We start from the raw sequence: 20,589 nt of genomic DNA, 5'->3' as shown, positions 1-20,589 counted from the left end.
GCGTTTCTCCCTTCTTAAATTAATTACTTCCACGATTAGTGATATAAATAACGTTTCTTGAAAATTACCCACCTTCGTGATAGCTTTCGTATGCCATTTAAATCAAAGCGCTATCTTTGTTGGCTTCGCTGTCGGCTTCCTCAACGTATTGGTAATACGCCTCGTTGCCTCCTCCTAGCCGCCTCGATATCATCTTTGATTTAGAAATGGCATAAATTAGTCTTTAGTAAAGCAAATATATGGTTACAGAGAGTAAAACCTTGAAGTATTATCCGATTTTTTTGGACATTAAAGATAAAAAATGCGTTATTGTCGGCGGTGGTGAAGTTGCCTTAAGAAAAGCAGAGAGGCTCCTTGATTGCGGCGCGAAAGTTTTGGTCATCAGCCCGAAACTTTCGCCTGAACTTGCCACACTCAAAGATAAGAAATTGATTTCCCATATTGCCGCCCAATATTCGGGCGATTTAATTGATAAGGCCGCTTTGATTATAGGGGCAACCGACGACGAAAAAACCAACGCCAAAATATCGCAAGATGCCCGCAGCAAAGGCATACCGGTAAATATTGTTGACGATCCCAAGAAATGCGATTTTATTCTACCCTCTATTGTGCAGAGAGGCGATCTGGCCATCACGATAGGCACCGGCGGAAAAAGCCCGGCTTTAGCCCGCCATCTGCGGGAAGAGCTGGAAGAAAAATACGGTTCCGAGTATGAAATCTTTCTGAATATTCTGGGAGGATTACGCGTCAAGATGGAAAAAAACGCCGGAGTCGGTAAGGATTGGTTTAAATCATTGCTGGCGGAAGGCATTCTGGATTTAATAAAAAACAAGAACATGAAAAAAGTGAAGGAAACTGTAAAAAAAATAACCGGGGAGGATGTCGAAGTTGAATTTAATTGATTTACAATTAATTTCTTTTAAAATTGCTCTCATTCTCTGTGCCTTAAGCACAGTCGGTTATCTGTCTTCACTTCTTGTTAAAAAAGTAAGGCTGGCCAGAATTTCTACCTGGATTTTGGCTGCCGCTTTTGGTTTTCTGACGATTAATTTGTTTTTTTCGTTTGCCAATTCCTCGGTGCTGATTAATCCCGGCTCCCGTGATTTTCTTTCCCTTTGCGCCTGGTCGGTATGCGCGGTTTATCTTGCTCTGCAATTTAAAACTAAAACCAGAGTGCTCGGGGCATTCATATCTCCTTTTATCCTGCTGTTTATGATTGCCGCCGCCGGAGAGGCTTCCGGTAAATCTCTTGTCCCGCAGAATCTGCAAAACTGGCTGACAGCTTTGCATTTGTTTTGCGTCATCATGGGCGAAGCGTTGTTTATAATCGCGTCCTGCGCCGGATTAATGTTCATCATGCAAAACAGAATGCTGAAACACAAAAAATTAAGCAAAATGAGCAGATTGCTGCCATCGTTAAATGATCTGGACAGGATTAATCATATTTGTCTGCTGTGGGGATTCCCGATTTTGAGCGTAGGTATAATTGCCGGAGCGGTATTTGCTGAAATAAGTTGGCAGTCCGGCTGGCTGACCGATCCGAAAATTATCTGGACGTTTGCCGGCTGGATTATCTATGGATTCCTTCTGCATCAGCGTCTGGCCATCGGCTGGAAGGGTTACCGGATGGCCGTAATTTCCGGTGTCGCTTTTATTCTTCTTTTGTTGTCCTATGGAAGCGTGAGAATTTGTTTTTCAACTTTGCATAACTTTATTTAAAACATGATTGTATTAACAGGCTTAAATCATAAAACAGCACCCATTGCTGTCCGGGAAAAAATATTTGCCGGCTGTCAGGAGAAAAAGGATTTGCTTCCCGGCCTTCTGGCTATAAACGGCGTGGAAGAAGTGCTGTATCTTTCTACCTGTAACCGCGTGGAGATTGTTGCCAGCGTCGCAGAGGGAGGCTTTGCCCTCAAAGAGCTCAGCGGTTTTCTGGCACGAAACGGCAATCTTACCGAAGCCGAAGCTAAAGGCTGCTTTTACGAATATCGCGGCGAGGAAGCCGTGCGCCATATTTTCCGTGTGGCATCGAGTCTTGATTCGATGGTCATGGGCGAGGCGCAGATTCTCGGTCAGGTGAAAGACGCCTATCGCGAGGCGCTGGAGAAATACGCGACCGGCGTTGTTTTGAATCGGTTGATGCACTGTTCCTTTCGCGCGGCCAAACGCGTCCGGTCGGAAACGGCCATTGCCGTCAATCCCGTTTCGGTGAGTCATGCCGCGGTGGAATTGGCCAAAAAAATATTTGGTTCGCTTTCCGGCAAAATAATCCTGCTCATCGGCGCCGGCGAAATGGCCGAGTTGACAGGCCAGCAACTGATTGAGAAAGGAGCCCAATCGATAATTATTGCCAACAGGTCTTTGGCGCAGGCCGAACTGCTGGCGGAAAAATTCCATGGCGAGGCGGTAGCGCTGGATGCACTGGATAAAAAACTGATTGAGGCGGATATCGTCATCAGTTCCACCGGAGCGCCCGTTTTTATCGTCACCGCCGACATGCTCAGAAAAATTCATCATCAGCGCAAAAACCGTCTGTTGTTTTTGATTGACATTGCCGTACCGCGCGACATCGAACCGGCAGCAAGTGCGCTGGAGAATGTTTATCTTTATAATATCGACAACCTTCAGGATATTGTTGATGAAAATATGAATATCCGCAAAAAAGAAGCGATTAAGGCCGAAATGATTGTGGATGAGGAAGTAGCGAGATATATCAACTGGCAGAAGGAACTGGAATCCGTCCCGACAATCGTTTCTCTGCGCAACAAGGCCGGAGAAATTGTTCAGTCCGAAATGGAAAAAGCTTCCGGCTGGATGCAAAATTTGAACAAAGAAGATCAGGAAAAAATCGATAATCTGGTTAACTCCGTCGTGAACAAGGTTTTACATGCACCGGTAACGGTTTTAAAAGAAGAAAGCTCCGATATCAGCTCCCGCGATATCGTGGCGGCAGTGCGGAGACTTTTTAGGTTGGATGGATAGAGAAAGGATCAAGGGGCAAGAGTCACATAGCGAAGTAGCACGGAGTAAGAAAATACCGTTCCCAATATGAAATGAGAGAATAAGCAATGATAAAATTATTATTTGTTTTCATGATAATCGGAATTGTTGCATTTATATTGATCAGTATGTTTACTAATAAATTAACGTATACAAAGCGAGTGTTAATAGCATTTGGAATTTTTATGTTCCTTACTTTGTTTGTCACAATATGGCTTTTAATAGCTGGTGATAAGCCTCTTTCTGGTGCGATAACAGTTTATCCTGAAAAGACTGTGGAAAAATATAAGTAAAGAAAAAATAATTAAGCTTTATTAAAGCTAGGATTTGTATGAATTTGAAAATAGGCACACGCGGAAGCAAACTGGCATTGACGCAGACAAATTTTGTTGCTGAAAAATTGAAGAAAGCAATACCTGGTGCGGAAATTGAGATATGCGTCATTAAAACAAGCGGCGACATCATGCAGGATGTGTCACTTCTGACCATAGGCGGCCAGGGTGTTTTCGTGAAGGAACTTGAAGAAGCTCTGCTTTCCAATAAGATCGATCTGGCGGTGCACAGCATGAAGGATGTTCCGGGAGAAACGCCGGAGGATCTGATGTTTGTGGCCATCCTGCATCGAGAAGACGTGCGCGATGTTCTGGTTTCGCGCAACAACATCAAAATGGAATTTCTGCCCAAAGGAGCAAAAATCGGCACCGGCTCTCAGCGACGCGGTGCGCAGATTAAATCCATGATGCCGGATGTCAACATTGTACCTCTACGCGGCAACCTCGACACGCGGCTGAAAAAAATAGAAACGGAAAATCTAACCGGCATTATTCTGGCGGCGGCAGGCATGAAGCGCATGGGATTGGCCGAAAAAATCACTCAGTTCTTGCCGGTGGAAACGATGCTTCCCGCAGTTGGCCAGGGCGCGCTGGGGTTGCAGATTCGCAAATCTGATACCGAACTTGCGAAAGCCTGCGTGGCGCTGAATGATGCGACAACCGCGGCGGAGGTTACCGCCGAGCGTTCTTTTCTGCGGGCGCTGGGCGGCGGATGCCGTTTGCCCATCGCGGCTCTGGGAAAACTGGATGGTCAGATGCTAACGCTTGAAGGCATGCTTGCCGCGCCCAACGGTTCCACAATGATTCGCGAGAAAATAAGCGGTGCCAAAGAAGACGCGGAAGAAATGGGGAAAAAGCTGGCGGAAATCATCTTAGAAAAAGGCGGCAGGAGACTTTTGGATTTGATGTGCTGAGAATAAATAATAATCCATTGTCATTCCCGCGAAGGCGGGAATCCAGTATTTTTTTATGAAACAATATTATGTTTATATTCTGGCCAGTAAAAAGAATGGAACGTTATATATCGGTGTTACAGGTGATTTAGTAAAAAGGATTTATGAGCATAAACAAAACTTAACCGATGGATTTACTAATGAATACAATATACATGACCTTGTATATTATGAGCATCATAAAGAAATAGAAGAAGCAATATTAAGAGAAAAACAGATGAAGAAGTGGAACAGAAAGTGGAAGATTAGATTAATTGAAGAGAAGAATTTTGAGTGGAAAGATTTGTATAATGAAATAGTGTAATTCCTGGATTCCCGCCTGCGCGGGAATGACAAAAACTAAAAATTATGAAAAAAAATAAAACAGGAAAAGTTTATATCATTGGTGCCGGGCCGGGCGATGCGGGGCTGATTACGCTCAAAGCGATTGACTGCCTGCGTGAAGCAGATGTCGTTGTCTACGATTATCTGGTCGGCAAGGATTTGTTAAAATACGCCCATAGTGATGTCCGCTTCATTTACGCGGGGAAGCAGGGCGGCGCTCATACGTTGTCGCAATGGCAGATCAACGACCTGCTGGTAAAAGAAGCCAAGGCCGGAAACATCGTTGCCCGTTTAAAAGGTGGAGATCCTTTTATTTTCGGCCGCGGCGGGGAAGAAGCGGAAAAACTTGCCGCAAACAAAATATCTTTTGAAATCGTTCCCGGTGTCACTTCAGCAATTGCCGTTCCCGCTTATGCCGGCATTCCGCTCACGCACAGAGGATTAACTTCCACGGTCGCTTTTGTCACCGGACATGAAGACCCGACCAAAGAAAAAAGCGATATCGACTGGCAGGCTTTGTCCCGCATCGGAACTCTTGTTTTTCTGATGGGCGTAAAGAATATCGAAAAGATTGTGAAAGAATTAAAAGACAATGGCCGATCACCAAAAACGCCTGCCGCGCTGATCCGCTGGGGCACGACGCCGAGGCAGGAAATTCTTACCGGGACGCTGGCCAATATAGCCACGCGGGCTAAAGAGTGCAAATTTGCGCCGCCGGCAATTCTTGTTGTCGGCGAAGTAGTTGCTCTGCGCGACACTTTGCAGTGGTTTGATTCCAAGCCGCTCTTCGGCAAAGGTGTGGTCATCACACGGCCGGAAAAACAGGCCGACGATCTGGCAAAACTTCTCATCAAGGAAGGCGCCAATCCTATTCACTTCCCGACAATTAAAATTGTTCCCCCGCCTGACTGGCGCGAATTGGATGCGGCGATAAAAAAACTGGAAGATTACGACTGGCTGATATTCACCAGCGCCAACGGTGTTGCGTTCTTCTTTGAAAGGCTGCTGGCGAAAAAGAAGGACATCCGCGATCTCAAGGGCGTCAAAATTTGCTGTATCGGCCCGGCAACAGCACAACAGGTACAGAACAAAGGAATTAAAGTTGATCTTCTTCCTGAAAAATTTATTTCCGAAGGAATCCTTAAATCTTTCTCCGGTAAAAATCTGAAGGGGAAGAAAATTCTTCTCGCCCGCGCAGCCAAGGCGCGCGATGTTTTGCCGGAAGGACTGAAAAAACTGGGGGCGCAGGTTGATGTTGTCACCGCCTACGAAACAGTCAATTCGGGGAAGAAAAAAAGCGATCTGGAAGCATTATTCAAAGAAAATCAGGTGGATGTGATTACCTTTACCAGTTCGTCCACTGTGAATAATTTCGTTAAAATTATGGGAGGCGGTTTTAAACTGTCCAAGAGTGTCAAAATCGCCTGCATCGGGCCGGTTACCGCAGCGGCGGCCAAAAAGGCGGGATTATCGGTTGATATTCATCAGGAAGAATATACGATGGAAGGGCTGGTTTCGGCCTTGATTGGTTACTTCGGGAAAAAACCGGCCACACGGAAACGAGGTAAAAATAAATGATAGGAATTTCCAAATTATATTGCGGAGCCGTGGAACCGTCCGATGTCCTGCGCTACAACCGGAAATCGGGTGATTTGCCTTCGCATCTTCTGCAATTTTCATCCGACAAAAAACCGGTGGTTGTCTGGAACATGACCCGCCGCTGTAATTTAAAATGTATTCACTGCTATTCCAATTCCGCCGATATCGATTATCCCGACGAACTGACCACAGAGGAAGGCAAAAAACTCATTGATGATCTGGCAGCGTTTGGCTCTCCGGTGATTCTTTTTTCCGGCGGCGAACCGCTGATCCGCAAAGATTTACTGGAACTGGCGCAGTACGCGACGAATAAAGGAATGCGCGCGGTCATTTCCACCAACGGCACGCTCATCACCAAAGAGATTGCGGCCAAACTGCAGAAAATCGGCCTTTCTTACGTAGGAGTAAGTCTTGACGGCCTGGAAAAAACGCACGACCGCTTCCGTGGGAAGAAGGGCGCCTTTGCCGCGGCCATCGAAGGAATCCGCAATTGTCGCGACGCGGGAATTAAGGTTGGTATCCGTTTTACGGTCAATAAACATAATATGGCCGACGTGCCGGATATGTTCGAACTGCTGAGAAAAGAAAAGATTGAAAGGATGTGTTTTTATCATCTGGTTTACACCGGCCGCGGCTCCAAACTGCGAGAAGAAGATTTAACGCATGAAGAAACCCGCCGCTTAATTGATTTGATAGCCGCCCAAACCAAAAAGATGTTCGACGATGGCCTGTCTCCAGAAATTCTAACGGTGGATAATCATGCCGACGGTCCATATCTGTATCTGAAAATGAAAGAAGAAAATCCGGAGCGCGCGAAGGAAATTCTTAAACTGTTGGAGATGAACGAGGGCAACAGCTCAGGCCTTGGTATTGGCTGTGTCAGTTGGGACGGCGAGGTTTATCCCGATCAGTTCTGGCGCAATCAATCTTTGGGAAATGTCCGGCAGCGGCCTTTCAGCGAAATCTGGACGGATGAAAAAAATGAATTTTTGATGAAAATGAAAGATAAAAAGAGACATGTCCAGGGGCGGTGCGCGGGATGTCTGTGGCTCAATGTCTGCGGCGGCAATTTCCGCGCCCGGGCGGAATCGGCAGGAGAGCTCTGGGGGCCTGATCCCGCCTGTTATCTGACAGATGAAGAAATTAAAGGGGAGGACTAAAGAAAATGCAATTTCCGGAATATCGTGCCCGCAGGTTGAGAAAAAATGAAAACTTCCGGCGTTTGATACGTGAAACAAAACTAAGCGTTGATGATCTGGTCTATCCGCTGTTTGCGGTGCCCGGCAAGAGCGTTAAAAAGCCAATTACATCCATGCCCGGCCAATTTCAGTTGTCGGTAGATTATATTGCTAAAGAGGCGCAAAAAGCACACGAACTGGGAATTCTCGCCGTCCTGCTGTTTGGTATTCCGGCAAAAAAAGATGAGATGGCCACAGGAGCCTTTGCTAAGGACGGCATTGTCCAGCAAGCCGTCAAACGCATAAAAAATGAAGTGCCCGACATTCTCGTGATTACGGATGTCTGCCTGTGTGAATACACCAGCCACGGTCATTGCGGCATGCTGGAAAAAGACGACGTACAGAACGACGCGACGCTGGAAGTGCTGGCAGAAACCGCTCTTTCACAGGCGCGAGCCGGAGCAGATATGGTAGCGCCGTCGGCGATGATGGATGGGCAAGTGACAGCTATCCGCGAGGCTCTTGATGAAAATGCGTTTGAAAATATACCCATAATGGCTTATGCGGCAAAATACGCGTCATCGTTTTACGGGCCTTTTCGCGAGGCCGCCGAGAGTGCGCCGCAATTCGGCGACAGAAAATCTTATCAGATGGATCCGGCCAACGCCGACGAAGCGATAAGAGAAATGTCGCTGGATGTAGGTGAGGGAGCGGATATCATCATGGTGAAACCGGCGCTGGCTTATCTGGACATCATCTGCCGCGCCAAGCAGGAATTCGATCTGCCGATAGCGGCGTATAATGTCAGTGGAGAGTATTCGATGATCAAAGCTGCTGCCCAACTGGGCTGGATCGATGAAGAAAAAGCTATGGTCGAGTCACTGACATCTATCAAACGCGCCGGTGCTGATATCATCATCACTTATTTCGCTCCGGAGATAGCTAAACTGCTGAACAAATAAAATTCCCTCTCCCTTGAGGGGAGAGGGCTAGGGAGAGGGTGAAAAAGAGGTTGAATTGAAACAAATCAAACCTAGATTTACTCAGTTAGCCAAAAATTTAAGAGCAAACCAGACCGACGCAGAAAAAATATTATGGAAATATTTAAAATCAAAACAACTGTCGAATACGAAATTCAGAAGGCAGCAACCCATTGGTGATTATATTGTTGATTTTGTTTCCTTTGATCAAAAACTGATTATCGAGTTAGATGGCGGACAACACGCTGAAGATAAAAGCGGGGATAAGGAAAGAGATAACTGGTTTAGCAAAGAGGGTTACAAAGTATTAAGATTTTGGAATAATGATGTTTTAAGAAATAATGAAGGTGTTTTGGAAACAATTATGGGAAAAATTTCACCCTCCCCTAACCCCTCCCCTCAAGGGAGGGGAAATAATAGCTCTCAAAGTTTGGCAAACAAACCCCGCATGATCGCGTGGGAAGTGACGCGCAGCTGCAATTTAAACTGCGCTCATTGCCGGGCTGCGGCCAGCTGCGGGCCTTATTCGGGGGAACTTTCCACAGCTAAGTGCTTCAAGCTTATTGATGAAATTGCCGCAGTATCCTCGCCCGTAATTATTCTTACCGGCGGCGAGCCTCTTTTGCGACCGGACATTTTTGAAATCGCCGCTTACGGAACAAACAAGGGACTGCGCATGGTGATGGCAACAAACGGCACGCTTGTTACACCAGCAGTTGCGCAGAAAATGATTAAGAGCGGCATTAAAAGAGTCAGTATCAGCATTGACGGCAAGGACGCGCACAGCCATGACGCGTTTCGTCAGGAGAAAGGGGCATTTGCCGGAGCGATGGCAGGAATTGAAGCGCTCAAAAATGCCGGGATGGAATTTCAAATCAACACTACGATTACATCAACCAATCTTGATCAGATTAAAGATATTCTGGAATTAACAAAGAATATCGGTGCGGCAGCACATCATATTTTTCTTTTAGTGCCCACAGGTCGTGGCAAAGAACTTGCGGGTCAGGCTATTACAGCTGCCGATTATGAAGAGACGCTGATGTGGTTTCATCAGGAAAGTATAAATTGCGAAATTCAACTCAAGGCCACCTGCGCTCCGCATTACTTCCGCATCATGCATCAGAACAAACCAAAAGGCGAAAGGCCGGTGAAGAAAGCGGGCGGCCACTTTCACGAATCGACCAGAGGCTGTTTGGGTGGCATCACGTTTTGTTTTATTTCCCACGTTGGACAGGTTCAGCCCTGTGGTTATCTGGAACTGGATTGCGGCAATGTGAAGAAAAAGAGCTTTGCCAATATTTGGGAAAAATCGGAAGTGTTTCTCAACCTGCGCGATTACAGCAAGTACGGCGGCAAATGCGGATACTGTGAGTTCATCAAGGTTTGCGGCGGTTGTCGCGCGCGGGCGTATGAGGCGACGGGGGATTACTTGGCAGAAGAACCGTTGTGCTTGTATCAACCTAAAAAGTAAAGTTCATTACTTTTGTCATACCGGCGCAGGCCGGTATCCAGGCGTCGTCGCGGCGGAGGCCGGGAACCAGGATATCAATGATTAAACAACCTGCTGTATATATCTTGGCAAGTAAGAAAAATGGTACTCTTTATACGGGAGTTACTTCCGATCTGGTTAAAAGAATATGGGAACATAAGAACGACCTGGTTGAAGGATTTACTAGAAGATACAAAGTTCATAATCTTGTCTGGTATGAACTGCATGATGATATAGATGCTGCTATTGAGCATGAAAAGAATGTGAAAGAATGGAAAAGAGCTTGGAATGTCAGGCTACTTGAAAAAGATAATCCTAATTGGAATGATTTATATGATTCAATTTTATAACTGGATACCGGCCTTCGCCGGTATGACGAAAAGAGTAAATCATGGATGAGATAGATAAAAAGATACTAAACATTCTGCAGAAGGAATTTCCGCTGGAGGAACAGCCTTTTTTAATTGTTGGTGAGCGGTGCGGCATCAGTGAAGCTGAAACAATCAGCCGCGTTCTGAAGATGAAAGAAGAGGGAATCATCCGGAGGATCGGCGCTGTGTTTGATGGCGCGAAGCTAGGACGTGTCAGCACGCTTTGCGCTGCGCGTGTTCCTGAAGAAAAGATAGATAGCTTCGTTGCAGTTGTGAATGCCGATAAAAATGTCACGCATAATTACCGGCGTGATAACGAATACAACATCTGGTTTACCTTCAGCGCCGCAGATGCTAAGGAGTTAGAAATATTTCTAAAAGAAGTAAAAGAAAAAACCGGTGTCACGGATATTCTGGATATGCGGGCGGTAAGAACGTTTAAGATAAATGCCTCCTTCGATTTATAAGTTGCTGCCACGTCTTTGATTGCATACCTTTGTTGGCATAGTCGTCGGCAGGAGAATTATAAAAAATATATTTATCTATCCTGAATAGGAATAATTAATTTATGACCGAAAAAAATAGAACACCGCTTGTGGCTCTTGTTGACGGCAGCAATTATATTTACCGCGCCTTCTATGGGCTGCCTCTTTTGACGAATTCCAAAGGTTTTCCCACCAATGCCATTTACGGCTTTACCAACATGCTGCTGAAACTCAAGCGTGATCTTAAGCCGGACTACATCGTGGTGACATTTGATCTGAAGGGGCCGACAACGCGTCACGGAGAATTTGAAGACTACAAGGCGACGCGCAAGCCAATGCCGGACGATCTTATTCCTCAGATTCCGTTTATCAAGGATGTCGTTCGTGGATTTTCCATTTGCGTCCTGGAAAAGCAGGGAATCGAAGCTGACGATCTGATCGGAACGCTTACGGGTCTGGTGAATGAAAAAGGCTGGCGGACAGCCATTATTTCCGGTGATAAGGATTTGATGCAGTTGGTTGGTGAAAACGTCACCATGATCGATACAATGAAAGATAAAACCTATGATGCAGCGGCGGTGAAAGAAAAGTTCGGTGTCGGGCCTGACAAGGTAGTGGAGATTCTGGGATTGATGGGCGATACATCCGACAACATTCCGGGAGTTCCCGGCATAGGTCCCAAAACGGCGCAAAGGCTGATCGAGGAATATGGCTCTGTAGAAGAAGTTATAAAGAATTCAGAGAATTTAAGAAACGTTAAACTGCGCGAAAGCTTTCGTCAGTACGCCGAGCAGGCAAGACTCAGCCGTCAGCTCGCCAATATCAGAAAAGACGTCGAAATCGATTTCGATATTCAGGATGCGGCAGCCAGAGAACCGGACAAGGAAATTCTTTCGAAGCTTTTCAGTGAATTTGAATTTTCCTCACTGCTGCAGGAAATTAAACAGGATAAGGCAAAACCGGTCAAAGAATACAAACAAATCTTAGATAGAAAATCACTTGATGAACTTGTCTCCCATTTGAAAAAAAGCCATGAAATTTCATTGGAAGTAATTTTTGAAAAAAATCCTCCAACGGATTTAATCGGTATTGCTCTTAGCGAAGGCAAAGATGCTTTTTACATTCCGATTGGTCATACAAACATTTTAGAGCAGTTGCCGGCAAAAGAAGTATTCTCCGCTCTTGCTCCTGTCCTGAGCAGTCACGGAATAAAAAAATATGTTTATGATTTGAAAGCAACGCTTGTTTCTCTGGATGGTTTTGAAGTTCACTCAGGCGAAGATTTGCTGCTGGCTGCTTATCTGCTTAATCCGGCTAAAAATTCCTATAATCTCGACGAAGTTGTCTGGGAATATCTACATGAGCGAATTCCCGAGCCCAACGATGTTGCCGGAGGCAAAGGTAAAACTTACCCGATGGCTTTAGTTCCTCTCGATAAAATGACTGCCTACGCAGGACAGCGTGCCGATGCCATTCATGAACTTGCTCCAGTGGTAACCGCGCAGTTAAAGAAGATAGATGCCATTGAGCTCTACAGCAAAGTAGAGATGCCGCTGCTGCACGTTCTTTCTGAAATGGAGAAGAAAGGCGTGTTGCTGGATACTTCTCTTCTGCAGCAGATGTCGGCGGATCTTGCGCAATTGCTCTCTATATCCGAAGAAAAGATTCACCGCCTCGCCGGTGAAAAATTCAATATCAATTCGCCCAAACAGTTGCAGAATATTTTATTTGAAAAATTAAAATTACCATCTGGGAAAAAAACAAAAGATGGTTATTCCACGGATGTGGATGTGCTTACTGATCTTGCCCGCAGTCATGAACTTCCTGCGGAGATTCTGGCTTACCGCTCACTGACCAAGCTCAAGTCGACTTACGTGGACGCTCTGCCCGCTTTGATCAATCCCAATACCGGCAGAATTCATACATCATATAACCAGACAGTAACGGCAACTGGCAGACTCTCGAGCAGTAATCCCAACTTGCAGAACATTCCTATCCGGACGCTGGAAGGCAAAAGAATCCGTCAGGCTTTCATCGCCGATCCGGATTGTTTCTTGATTTCCGCCGACTATTCACAAATAGAGCTTAGGGTGCTGGCGCATTTATCGGAAGACAAAGCGCTCATTGATGCCTTTGCCTCTGACGAGGATATTCACACACGCACGGCATCGGATGTTTTCGGAGTTTTTCCGCAGATGGTTAATGCCGATATGCGCCGCCAGGCCAAAGTCATCAACTTCGGCATTCTTTACGGAATGAGCGCCTTCGGTCTGGCTAAAGAACTGGGCGTTTCCATGAAAATCGCGCAGGAATATATTGAAGGATATTTTCAACGCTATAAAAAAGTACGCATCTATTTGGATGGCATTTTGGAAGGGGCGCGCCGGGACGGTTTTGTCTGCACACTACTCAATCGCCGCCGTTACTTGCCGGAACTGAAAAACAAGATTCCTTCCGTGCGCCAGTTTGCCGAACGCATGGCGATCAATACCCCCATTCAGGGCAGCGCCGCCGATCTGATTAAAGTGGCGATGGTGAATATTGCGGGGTTATTTTTGAAGAAAAAGCTTTCCGCCCGTCTAATTATGCAGGTACATGATGAATTAGTTGTCGAAGCGCCGATTGCGGAAAAAGAAGAAGTCATGGCGCTTGTTAAAAAAGAAATGGAAGAAGTTATTAAACTGAAGGTACCGCTCAAAGTTGAGATTGCATTTGGGAAGAATTGGGACGAAGCTCACTAAGCGCAGGACTGCTGAAAAAGGCCCATCTGTCCCGATAAAATCGGGATTGCGACGTATGCACAAAATACGTCTCACTCCTCAGGGGTCGGGAGCCTTGCATCTGGACATTTTTGAAAAGCCTTGAAAATTAACGATGCGCGCTTAGCACCTCAGCGCTTTTGAACAGCGTTGTTGTTTTCCCGCCCCATTTCCAAGCCCGTTTTCTAGCTTTTTCGTTTTTTATTATGTTGCCTTTCGTAAATAATCAAAAAGTGGCTGAACTCTAGATTAACATGTGGTATAAATATTTCATTGAAATATTTATAATTAAAGGTTATTTATAGAACACAATTTAAAAAATTATTTAGTAGTCTGTTACTCATAAAACTCTCAAATGGAGTGAGTGTATTAGATGAACGATACGGGAAAAACATAGGCCCCACTTTCTTGAATAGAGGAAGTGGATTTTTATTTTGGGAAAATGAAAAGGTAACTTTATAGGTAAATTATAAATTAAAGGAAAGGATTAAAATCATGTCCCCAAATGATCCCCAAAAACTTCCGACAACATGGTCACCTGAAATGTTGAAAGAGTTTCATAAATTTATAAATTCTCTTTTGCCAATTAGTTTTTCTATTTTGGAAAAACATAAATCAACAACGTTTTTTGGGAAACATAACTCAACATCATTTCGGTCACGCACAGCAGGTCAAATTTCTTATAGAGGGGTTATCTCAGTTTCAGGATTTGAAAATATTAGTTTTATTTTAAATGCAGCACGGAGTTTAACAGAAGAATATAAAAACTACATCGGTTATATTGAAATAGTGAACAGTTCTAAAGAGGATACAATTCCCATTCCAGAGATAAAAGGGTTTATTAAAGAAGATTCGGGCATTTGTGAAATATTTAATGAAATGTTGATGGAATCAAAAATATTCAATTCAAAAATGTCCCCGGTCTATATTTATTTGGAACAAGCTTTTTGTTTAAAAGACAAGCCTCCTGAAGAATTGTTAAAGAAAAAAATCCCTATAAGAGAGATATCAACATTCCAAAAAATTTCTTGTATGGAATAGTTTGACGTAGGTCAGTGGTTGAAATTCCCAAGTATATTAATTAACTGCTATTCTACGTCCATAGATCTAAAACAGAAGACCTTTAATTAAAGGAGAAGAGAATATGACATACAAAGAAATTTTAGGAAAACATATTGGGAGTCAATGCGAAGTTATTTCCAAAGAAGATCATTGTTGGTGTCAGATTGTTATAGGGGAGCAAAAAAGTGAATTATACAGAATTGAGGACGTGTCTAATGATTATGTAATTTTAAAGGAGTACGGTCAGGAAATTTACGATGTATATCTTCTCTCTAATACCTCAATTAGGCTCTATGGCAGAAAACCATAAAGATAATCACCACGGCAGATGACTTTTTTAAAAAAAAGTGGACGGATAAAGACCATCATCACTATAAATCAAAGAAGATAGTGTAGTTAATATCTTTCAATCAGTAATCCTCAATTCTAACAACTGCCTACTACTGAAACCAAGTGATTGAAAGAGATAATTAACCGGAACTTAATTTAACGCCTAAAATATTTGAAGGCATTGCTGCTTTTTTACCCGATGCAAAAACCTGTTTTCTGGTCTTTTTATCTTTGATGATTTCTCTTTTGTTGTCCTATATCATAAGAAATAATCGAAAATAGCTGAACTCTAGGTCAACATGTGGTAGAAATCATCATCATGCAGAATAACAATTCATTAAAAAAGGTTTTAAATCCTGCTTATTTGATGCGGGCGCTTTTGTTTTTTATAGCATGTTATATAATTTTTTGGGTTGTTACGCATTTTTCCTGGTGGCTTTTAATTGAGAAGGCCGGCATTAAAATCACGAGTCTTGATTCCCAATACTGGCCTGAATATATAATTGTTTTTGTTTTATTCTTTTTGCCACTGCTCTATCTTTTTTGCAGTTTCGTGGCAAAAAAAATATTACCCATCCACTTTCCGAAACTGGTGCTTTATATGGGATGCACTTTTTTCGGCGCCATGTGGTTTGAAATTATTCTTGACACTGTTTTTGTAAAATTTATGGGGGAACCTGGCTGGCTTTATAAAGTCTGGCCGATCCATCAGGGATATACTTCCGGCGTAGGCATGTTTATGTGGCCGCTATACGGCTTTTTTGTTTATTGCATGAACAGCGCCATTGAAACAAATCCCAGGCTGGTTAATATCAACAATGGCGCGGCAAAAACTTATTTGTATGCGCTCGATGCAATGGCGCTTGAAATCCTGACTAATATATTTTCAATATTACTGTATAGTACTTACCTGTTCTATTATCTTCCCGATGATTTGCTTCACTTTACAACGATACAGATTTTCATTCCTTACCTGTCTGCCTGTGGTTTGGGAGCAGCACTCTCGTTGTTTCTTGAGCGTTTAAAAAAGAATCATTTCATCATCGGACTTTCTTTTTATCTGGCGGGCGTAATAAGCCTCTTCTGGATTGCTTAAAACAGCAAACCAGATTTTGCTTTAACGTAAAAGCGCAAACTTCTAAGAATATGTCTCCAGTAAAAGTGATTCTAACCTTTTACTTTCCGGTGAAATTACCGTCTCTTTTTTCCAAAAACGAGATAACCGCTTCCGTTGCATCATGGCTGGGGATACAGACTCCCTGCATATATAGCTCCAGATCCTGGTTTATGCAAAAATTACCGCTCAAAGCATTGTCGATGGCTGCCTTGGACATGGAAAGAGCCAGAGGAGCCCTTTTAGCGAGTTTGGTTGCCAAAACCATGGCCTCGTCCATTAACTTATCATCCGGCACAACCTTGGTGACCATTCCTATCTCATAAGCTCTTTTAGCATCGATTCTCTCGCCGGTGAGAATGAGTTCTTTGGCCTTTGACGGACCGATAAGTTTTGTAAGCCTGTAGGTTCCACCCGCATCCGGCACCAATCCTAAAGTGGTGTAGGCCATTGCGAATTTAGCGGTTTCCGAAGCAATGATAAAATCGCTGGCAACAGCTATATCACAGCCGTTACCGACAGCGTGTCCCCTGACCGCCGATATTACGGGTTGTCTCATTTTTTCAAATGAGAAAGTGACCTGGACTTTTTTGATAAACCATCGCATCCATGCCGGGCTGGCGTCTTTCAAAGAGGCTGCAAAGCTCAGATTGATCCCGGCACAAAACGAGTCTCCCGCTCCTGTAATGATGAGTACGTTGATATCCTCGTCCTTGTCTATCTGAGGTATGAGTTCGAAAAGTTCATCGTACGCCCGGGCATCGAGTGAATTTTTTGACTCCGGTCTGTTAAAAGTCAGGATTCCAATCTTGTTTTCTTTTGTGAATATCAAATTTTCCATAGGGACTCTCCTTTTATTGTTGTTGAGAACAGCGTGATTTGGAATACAGCATACATACCTACTTGTAATTAGCGTAAAAAATCAAAACGCGCTAAAATTAAGCGTATTGCGCTTAAATGTCAAGGTTAGAAATGTCTCGAATAAAATGTTATCAAAAGGACAGGTAAAAAGGTTATTAAAGCAATTCTGAAAATTCAGCAAAAATATTTAATTCTTAGCAGCGAAGTGTTGACCTATTATATCCCCAACTCCTATCCTTCATGATAATAACTTAAACAGTTGTCTAAAATATGCCTTTGGAAATAATTAGTAAATATGCTAAAAACTTGCCTATAATAACAAGCTTCAATTACGCAAAGGTGATTGTTAATGAATAAAATTCTTATTCTTTTCGCCCATCCGCGTTTTGAAAAATCCAAAACTAATCGCGCGCTGCTAAAAGATATCGATAGCATCGACGGTGTTACTTTAAACGATTTGTATGAACAATATCCTGATTTCAATATAGATGCCGATCGTGAAAAAGAGCTTCTGCTGACTCATCAGATTATTATCTGGCATCACCCTTTCTACATGTATAGCTCTCCGGCTCTGCTCAAGCAGTGGATTGATCTGGTGCTGGAGCACGGATGGGCGCATGGCCGGGGCGGTGACAATCTCAATAATAAAATTATCTTCAATGTTATAACTTCCGGTGGTACCCGGGAAGTATACGCAGCTAATGCCTTTAATCGTTTTACAATCAGGGAGTTTCTCGTTCCATTTGAACAGACAGCGACTCTTTGTAAAATGATTTATCTGCCGCCTTTTGCCGTTCAGGGGACGCATTTGCTGACTGCGGAAGCGCTCCAATTTCATGTAAAAATGTATCACACGCTTTTAGAGAAGCTAGTCAAAGGTAATTTCGATATTGAGACGCTCAAAAAAGTAGAATTCCTGAATGACTGTTTAGTAAAGGAGACGGGAGAGCAAAAACCATGATCAGCACTTTTATGAGAGATGCTCTGATATATCTGGCTGCTGCTATAGTCTTTGTTCCGATAGCTAAAAAACTGGGTATGGGTTCGGTGCTCGGTTATCTATTGGGCGGTATAATCATCGGTCCATTCTTTTTGGGCTTTGTCGGTCAGGAAGGGAAAGACATTATGCATTTCGCCGAATTCGGCGTCGTGATGATGCTTTTTCTCATCGGATTGGAGTTGGAGCCATCGCATTTCTGGCGGATGCGTAATTTGATTTTGGGGACGGGTTCGCTGCAATTATGCGCAACGACAATATTAATATTCGCGCTTTTATTTTTCTTCGGATTCACCTGGCAGGCCTCACTGGCGAGCGGTTTGGCAATATCTATGTCTTCAACAGCTATAGTCATGCAAACTCTCAGAGAAAAGGGATTAACAAAAACGGAGTCGGGGAAGAGTTCTTTCGCTGTGTTGCTTTTTCAGGATATTTCCGTTATTCCCATTCTGGCGCTCTTGCCTCTTCTGGCATTGTCAGGTTCGCATTCGCAAACCAATGAACATGCCACTATACTTTCCAATATGTCCGGCTGGGCGCAGACACTGACACTTCTGGGTGCAGTCGGATTGGTTATTCTTTGCGGCCGTTTTGTGATTGTTCCTTTCCTGCGTTTTATTGCCCGTATTCATTTACGAGAGTTATTTACGGCGGCATCTCTTTTTATTATTATCGGTACTGCCTGTATAATGATGCTGGTAGGCTTAAGCCCTGCACTGGGCACATTTCTGGCCGGTGTAGTTCTGGCCAACAGTGAATTCCGGCATGAACTGGAAAGCGACATTGAACCTTTTAAAGGTATTTTGCTTGGGTTGTTTTTTATTGCCGTCGGTGCTTCCATCAACTTCAGTTTGATTGTCAGCAATCCCTGGACGATAATCGCTTTGGTTTCTTCAATCATTGTAATCAAGGCAGCGGTGCTGTTTGCCGGCGGATCGTTAATCCGGCTTAGCTTTGATCAAAATTTATTGTTTACTTTAGGACTGGCACAGGTGGGAGAATTTGCCTTTGTTCTTTTTTCTTTTATTCATCAACTCAATATTTTATCCGCCCGATGGACTGACATGATGATGGGCGTAACGGCGATTACCATGACGGTGACACCTTTATTGCTTTTGGTTAATGAACGATTTATTCTTCCTTATTTCGGCACTAAGGAAAAGGAAGAAAAGGAAGCTGATACGATTGATGAGAGCAATCCTGTTATTATTGCCGGGTTTGGCCATTTCGGCAGCACGCTGGGCAGGTTTCTGCGAGCCAGCGGCATCAGGGCTACTATTTTGGATAATGATTCTGATAGAGTTGATCTACTGCGAAAAATGGGTTTCAAGGTATTCTATGGAGATGCTACCCGTGTCGATATTCTGAAATCAGCCGGCGCAGGTGAAGCCCGGATTCTTATTGCCGCCATTGATTCGCCGGAGATTAATTTCGATCTGGTGGAAAAAACAAAAAAAATATTTCCCAATCTGACTGTTATGGTGCGCGCCAAAAGCCGTCTGGATGCATATGAATTGCTTGACATGGGAATAAATGATGTTTACAGAGAATCGCTGGATACATCCTTGCGGCTGGGTGTTGATGTTTTGACTAAACTTGGTTTTCGCAAATACAGCGCTGTTCGCGCCAGCCAAAATTTTATCAAATATGATGAAGCTGCGCTGCGAGAGCTTGCCCGCCATCGTCATGATCAGAGCGATTATATTTTCACTACGCGCGAACAAATTCAGATACAGGAACAAATGCTGAATAAAGACAGGGAAGTGAATCCGAATATCAACGATCACGCCTGGGACAGTGATTCGTTTGAAGAGAAATCAGATAACGGGAATAATTGAAAAAGGACGTCTGAAAAAAACTATGGGCAAACCATATCATCTATTTAAGTATAACTACCAAGATGGCGATAATTTTACCATTATCGCTCATCGCGGAGCCTCGGCTTATTATCCTGAAAACACACTTCCTTCGTTTGAAGGCGCGATTGAAATGGGAGCGGATATGGTTGAGCTGGATGTTCAGCTTACCTCGGACAAAGAAGTTGTTGTCTTTCACGATGAAAAAATAAGTCGCTGCACTGATGGACGGGGCAGGATTGCCGATTATACACTTGCGTCGTTGAAAAAACTGGACGCGGGCAGTTGGTTCGATAAAGATTTTATAAACACAATAATACCTACGCTGGCTGAAGTTTTGGATTTTTGCAAAAATAAAATCGCGGTAAATATTGAAATCAAAACGGAAGCAGTAAGTAAAAAATTCTTCGGCGGCATTGAGGAAAAATGTCTGAAGATTGTTGAACAAAGCGGCATGAATGGGCATGTGGTGTTTTCCAGTTTTGATCCACGTGCGATTATGCACTTAAAACAAATAGACAACACCGCGGCAGTAGCGGTGTTGTTTGAAAAAAAACACTATGGTTCTAAATTGCCTTCGGATATAATGGAGTCACTGGGAGCCGACGCCTTTAATTGTTCCGGCTCTTATTTTAAAAAAAAGTGGCTCGCAGACATTGAATTAAATAATATTCCTGTCAATATTTACACCGTCAATGACGCGAGGAATATGAAACGATTTATTAATATGGGTGTCAGCGGGATTTTTACCAACAACCCGGATATATTGAAGAGAGTGGCGGCAGATATAAAATCACGGGTATAAACCCAAAAGCAAGCCGCGGAGTATTAAACCCTCCGCTGTGTCCCGATAGCGTCGGGATTCAACTTACCAATTCCGCTACGCTACGCTT

General features: G+C 43.9%; 20 protein-coding genes. 19 read left to right on the top strand and 1 reads right to left on the bottom strand.

The window, feature by feature from the left end; translation table 11 throughout:
- Positions 1 to 239 precede the first annotated feature (239 nt).
- The 16 genes from CVU62_09815 (at position 240) to CVU62_09740 (ending at position 15,964) form a co-directional block, all read left to right on the top strand.
- Positions 240 to 902, top strand: coding sequence for a siroheme synthase (locus tag CVU62_09815; GenBank protein ID PKN38001.1), 663 nt, complete (start codon positions 240 to 242; stop codon positions 900 to 902).
- A complete protein-coding gene (locus tag CVU62_09810) occupies positions 880 to 1,719 on the top strand; it encodes a hypothetical protein (GenBank protein PKN38000.1) in 840 nt (279 codons plus the stop codon). The genes CVU62_09815 and CVU62_09810 overlap by 23 nt, the downstream gene beginning before the upstream one ends.
- Positions 1,720 to 1,722: 3 nt before the next feature.
- Entirely contained in the window at positions 1,723 to 2,985 is a 1,263-nt protein-coding gene (locus CVU62_09805; GenBank protein ID PKN37999.1) for a glutamyl-tRNA reductase, read from the top strand.
- Positions 2,986 to 3,071: 86 nt separating this feature from the next.
- Positions 3,072 to 3,296 carry a hypothetical protein gene (locus CVU62_09800; GenBank protein ID PKN37998.1) on the top strand — a complete coding sequence of 75 codons (225 nt, stop codon included), beginning with the start codon at positions 3,072 to 3,074 and terminating at the stop codon, positions 3,294 to 3,296.
- A gap of 44 nt (positions 3,297 to 3,340) precedes the next feature.
- Positions 3,341 to 4,249 carry a hydroxymethylbilane synthase gene (locus CVU62_09795; GenBank protein PKN38070.1) on the top strand — a complete coding sequence of 303 codons (909 nt, stop codon included), beginning with the start codon at positions 3,341 to 3,343 and terminating at the stop codon, positions 4,247 to 4,249.
- A 55-nt stretch (positions 4,250 to 4,304) separates the two neighbouring features.
- On the top strand, positions 4,305 to 4,592 hold the full coding sequence (locus CVU62_09790) for an endonuclease (protein PKN37997.1): 288 nt from the start codon (positions 4,305 to 4,307) through the stop codon (positions 4,590 to 4,592).
- Between the two features lie 44 nt (positions 4,593 to 4,636).
- Entirely contained in the window at positions 4,637 to 6,190 is a 1,554-nt protein-coding gene (gene cobA, locus CVU62_09785) for a uroporphyrinogen-III C-methyltransferase (protein PKN37996.1), read from the top strand.
- Positions 6,187 to 7,371: a 12,18-didecarboxysiroheme deacetylase gene (ahbC, locus tag CVU62_09780; protein PKN37995.1), complete on the top strand. Its 1,185-nt coding sequence runs from the start codon at positions 6,187 to 6,189 to the stop codon at positions 7,369 to 7,371. The genes cobA and ahbC overlap by 4 nt, the downstream gene beginning before the upstream one ends.
- A 5-nt stretch (positions 7,372 to 7,376) precedes the next feature.
- Positions 7,377 to 8,351, top strand: a complete 975-nt coding sequence (locus CVU62_09775; GenBank protein ID PKN37994.1) for a porphobilinogen synthase — start codon at positions 7,377 to 7,379, stop codon at positions 8,349 to 8,351.
- A 55-nt stretch (positions 8,352 to 8,406) separates the two neighbouring features.
- The gene (gene ahbD / locus CVU62_09770) at positions 8,407 to 9,843 is read left to right on the top strand and encodes a heme b synthase (protein ID PKN37993.1); all 1,437 of its coding nucleotides are present in this window, start codon (positions 8,407 to 8,409) and stop codon (positions 9,841 to 9,843) included.
- Between the two features lie 77 nt (positions 9,844 to 9,920).
- Positions 9,921 to 10,211 carry an endonuclease gene (locus CVU62_09765; GenBank protein ID PKN37992.1) on the top strand — a complete coding sequence of 97 codons (291 nt, stop codon included), beginning with the start codon at positions 9,921 to 9,923 and terminating at the stop codon, positions 10,209 to 10,211.
- Positions 10,212 to 10,252: 41 nt separating this feature from the next.
- On the top strand, positions 10,253 to 10,699 hold the full coding sequence (locus CVU62_09760) for an Lrp/AsnC family transcriptional regulator (GenBank protein ID PKN37991.1): 447 nt from the start codon (positions 10,253 to 10,255) through the stop codon (positions 10,697 to 10,699).
- 101 nt (positions 10,700 to 10,800) lie between these two features.
- Positions 10,801 to 13,458, top strand: a complete 2,658-nt coding sequence (locus CVU62_09755) for a DNA polymerase I (protein ID PKN37990.1) — start codon at positions 10,801 to 10,803, stop codon at positions 13,456 to 13,458.
- Between the two features lie 513 nt (positions 13,459 to 13,971).
- The gene (locus CVU62_09750) at positions 13,972 to 14,517 is read left to right on the top strand and encodes a hypothetical protein (GenBank protein ID PKN37989.1); all 546 of its coding nucleotides are present in this window, start codon (positions 13,972 to 13,974) and stop codon (positions 14,515 to 14,517) included.
- A gap of 103 nt (positions 14,518 to 14,620) precedes the next feature.
- Positions 14,621 to 14,848, top strand: coding sequence for a hypothetical protein (locus tag CVU62_09745; GenBank protein ID PKN37988.1), 228 nt, complete (start codon positions 14,621 to 14,623; stop codon positions 14,846 to 14,848).
- A 339-nt stretch (positions 14,849 to 15,187) separates the two neighbouring features.
- Positions 15,188 to 15,964: a hypothetical protein gene (locus CVU62_09740; GenBank protein PKN37987.1), complete on the top strand. Its 777-nt coding sequence runs from the start codon at positions 15,188 to 15,190 to the stop codon at positions 15,962 to 15,964.
- Between the two features lie 79 nt (positions 15,965 to 16,043).
- Here CVU62_09740 and CVU62_09735 read toward each other — a convergent pair whose 3' ends face one another.
- Positions 16,044 to 16,823 carry a hypothetical protein gene (locus CVU62_09735; protein PKN37986.1) on the bottom strand — a complete coding sequence of 260 codons (780 nt, stop codon included), beginning with the start codon at positions 16,821 to 16,823 and terminating at the stop codon, positions 16,044 to 16,046.
- A 369-nt stretch (positions 16,824 to 17,192) separates the two neighbouring features.
- On the opposite strand from CVU62_09735, the gene CVU62_09730 reads away from it, so the two are divergent.
- From CVU62_09730 to CVU62_09720, 3 genes are read left to right on the top strand one after another with little or no spacing between them, the layout of a single operon-like run.
- A complete protein-coding gene (locus CVU62_09730) occupies positions 17,193 to 17,804 on the top strand; it encodes an NAD(P)H oxidoreductase (protein ID PKN37985.1) in 612 nt (203 codons plus the stop codon).
- Positions 17,801 to 19,678, top strand: coding sequence for a potassium transporter (locus CVU62_09725; protein PKN37984.1), 1,878 nt, complete (start codon positions 17,801 to 17,803; stop codon positions 19,676 to 19,678). Before CVU62_09730 ends, CVU62_09725 begins: the two co-directional genes overlap by 4 nt.
- Complete coding sequence (locus CVU62_09720; protein ID PKN37983.1) at positions 19,638 to 20,501, top strand: hypothetical protein; 864 nt, start codon at positions 19,638 to 19,640, stop codon at positions 20,499 to 20,501. The genes CVU62_09725 and CVU62_09720 overlap by 41 nt, the downstream gene beginning before the upstream one ends.
- Positions 20,502 to 20,589: the final 88 nt, after the last annotated feature.

Source organism: Deltaproteobacteria bacterium HGW-Deltaproteobacteria-2 (assembly GCA_002840505.1).
Lineage (GTDB): Bacteria > Desulfobacterota > Syntrophia > Syntrophales > Smithellaceae > Smithella.
Note: the sequence above shows the minus strand (reverse complement) of the source record. Positions and strands in the feature narration are given on the sequence as shown.

Coding starts and splice junctions, on each gene's coding strand:
- ahbC (PKN37995.1), top strand. CDS start 6,187: ATGATAGGAATTTCCAAATTATATTGCGGAGCCGTGGAACCGTCCGAT.
- CVU62_09745 (PKN37988.1), top strand. CDS start 14,621: ATGACATACAAAGAAATTTTAGGAAAACATATTGGGAGTCAATGCGAA.
- CVU62_09775 (PKN37994.1), top strand. CDS start 7,377: ATGCAATTTCCGGAATATCGTGCCCGCAGGTTGAGAAAAAATGAAAAC.
- CVU62_09790 (PKN37997.1), top strand. CDS start 4,305: ATGAAACAATATTATGTTTATATTCTGGCCAGTAAAAAGAATGGAACG.
- CVU62_09805 (PKN37999.1), top strand. CDS start 1,723: ATGATTGTATTAACAGGCTTAAATCATAAAACAGCACCCATTGCTGTC.
- cobA (PKN37996.1), top strand. CDS start 4,637: ATGAAAAAAAATAAAACAGGAAAAGTTTATATCATTGGTGCCGGGCCG.
- CVU62_09725 (PKN37984.1), top strand. CDS start 17,801: ATGATCAGCACTTTTATGAGAGATGCTCTGATATATCTGGCTGCTGCT.
- CVU62_09760 (PKN37991.1), top strand. CDS start 10,253: ATGGATGAGATAGATAAAAAGATACTAAACATTCTGCAGAAGGAATTT.
- CVU62_09800 (PKN37998.1), top strand. CDS start 3,072: ATGATAAAATTATTATTTGTTTTCATGATAATCGGAATTGTTGCATTT.
- CVU62_09750 (PKN37989.1), top strand. CDS start 13,972: ATGTCCCCAAATGATCCCCAAAAACTTCCGACAACATGGTCACCTGAA.
- CVU62_09740 (PKN37987.1), top strand. CDS start 15,188: ATGCAGAATAACAATTCATTAAAAAAGGTTTTAAATCCTGCTTATTTG.
- CVU62_09815 (PKN38001.1), top strand. CDS start 240: ATGGTTACAGAGAGTAAAACCTTGAAGTATTATCCGATTTTTTTGGAC.
- CVU62_09765 (PKN37992.1), top strand. CDS start 9,921: ATGATTAAACAACCTGCTGTATATATCTTGGCAAGTAAGAAAAATGGT.
- CVU62_09735 (PKN37986.1), bottom strand. CDS start 16,823: ATGGAAAATTTGATATTCACAAAAGAAAACAAGATTGGAATCCTGACT.
- CVU62_09730 (PKN37985.1), top strand. CDS start 17,193: ATGAATAAAATTCTTATTCTTTTCGCCCATCCGCGTTTTGAAAAATCC.
- CVU62_09755 (PKN37990.1), top strand. CDS start 10,801: ATGACCGAAAAAAATAGAACACCGCTTGTGGCTCTTGTTGACGGCAGC.
- CVU62_09810 (PKN38000.1), top strand. CDS start 880: ATGTCGAAGTTGAATTTAATTGATTTACAATTAATTTCTTTTAAAATT.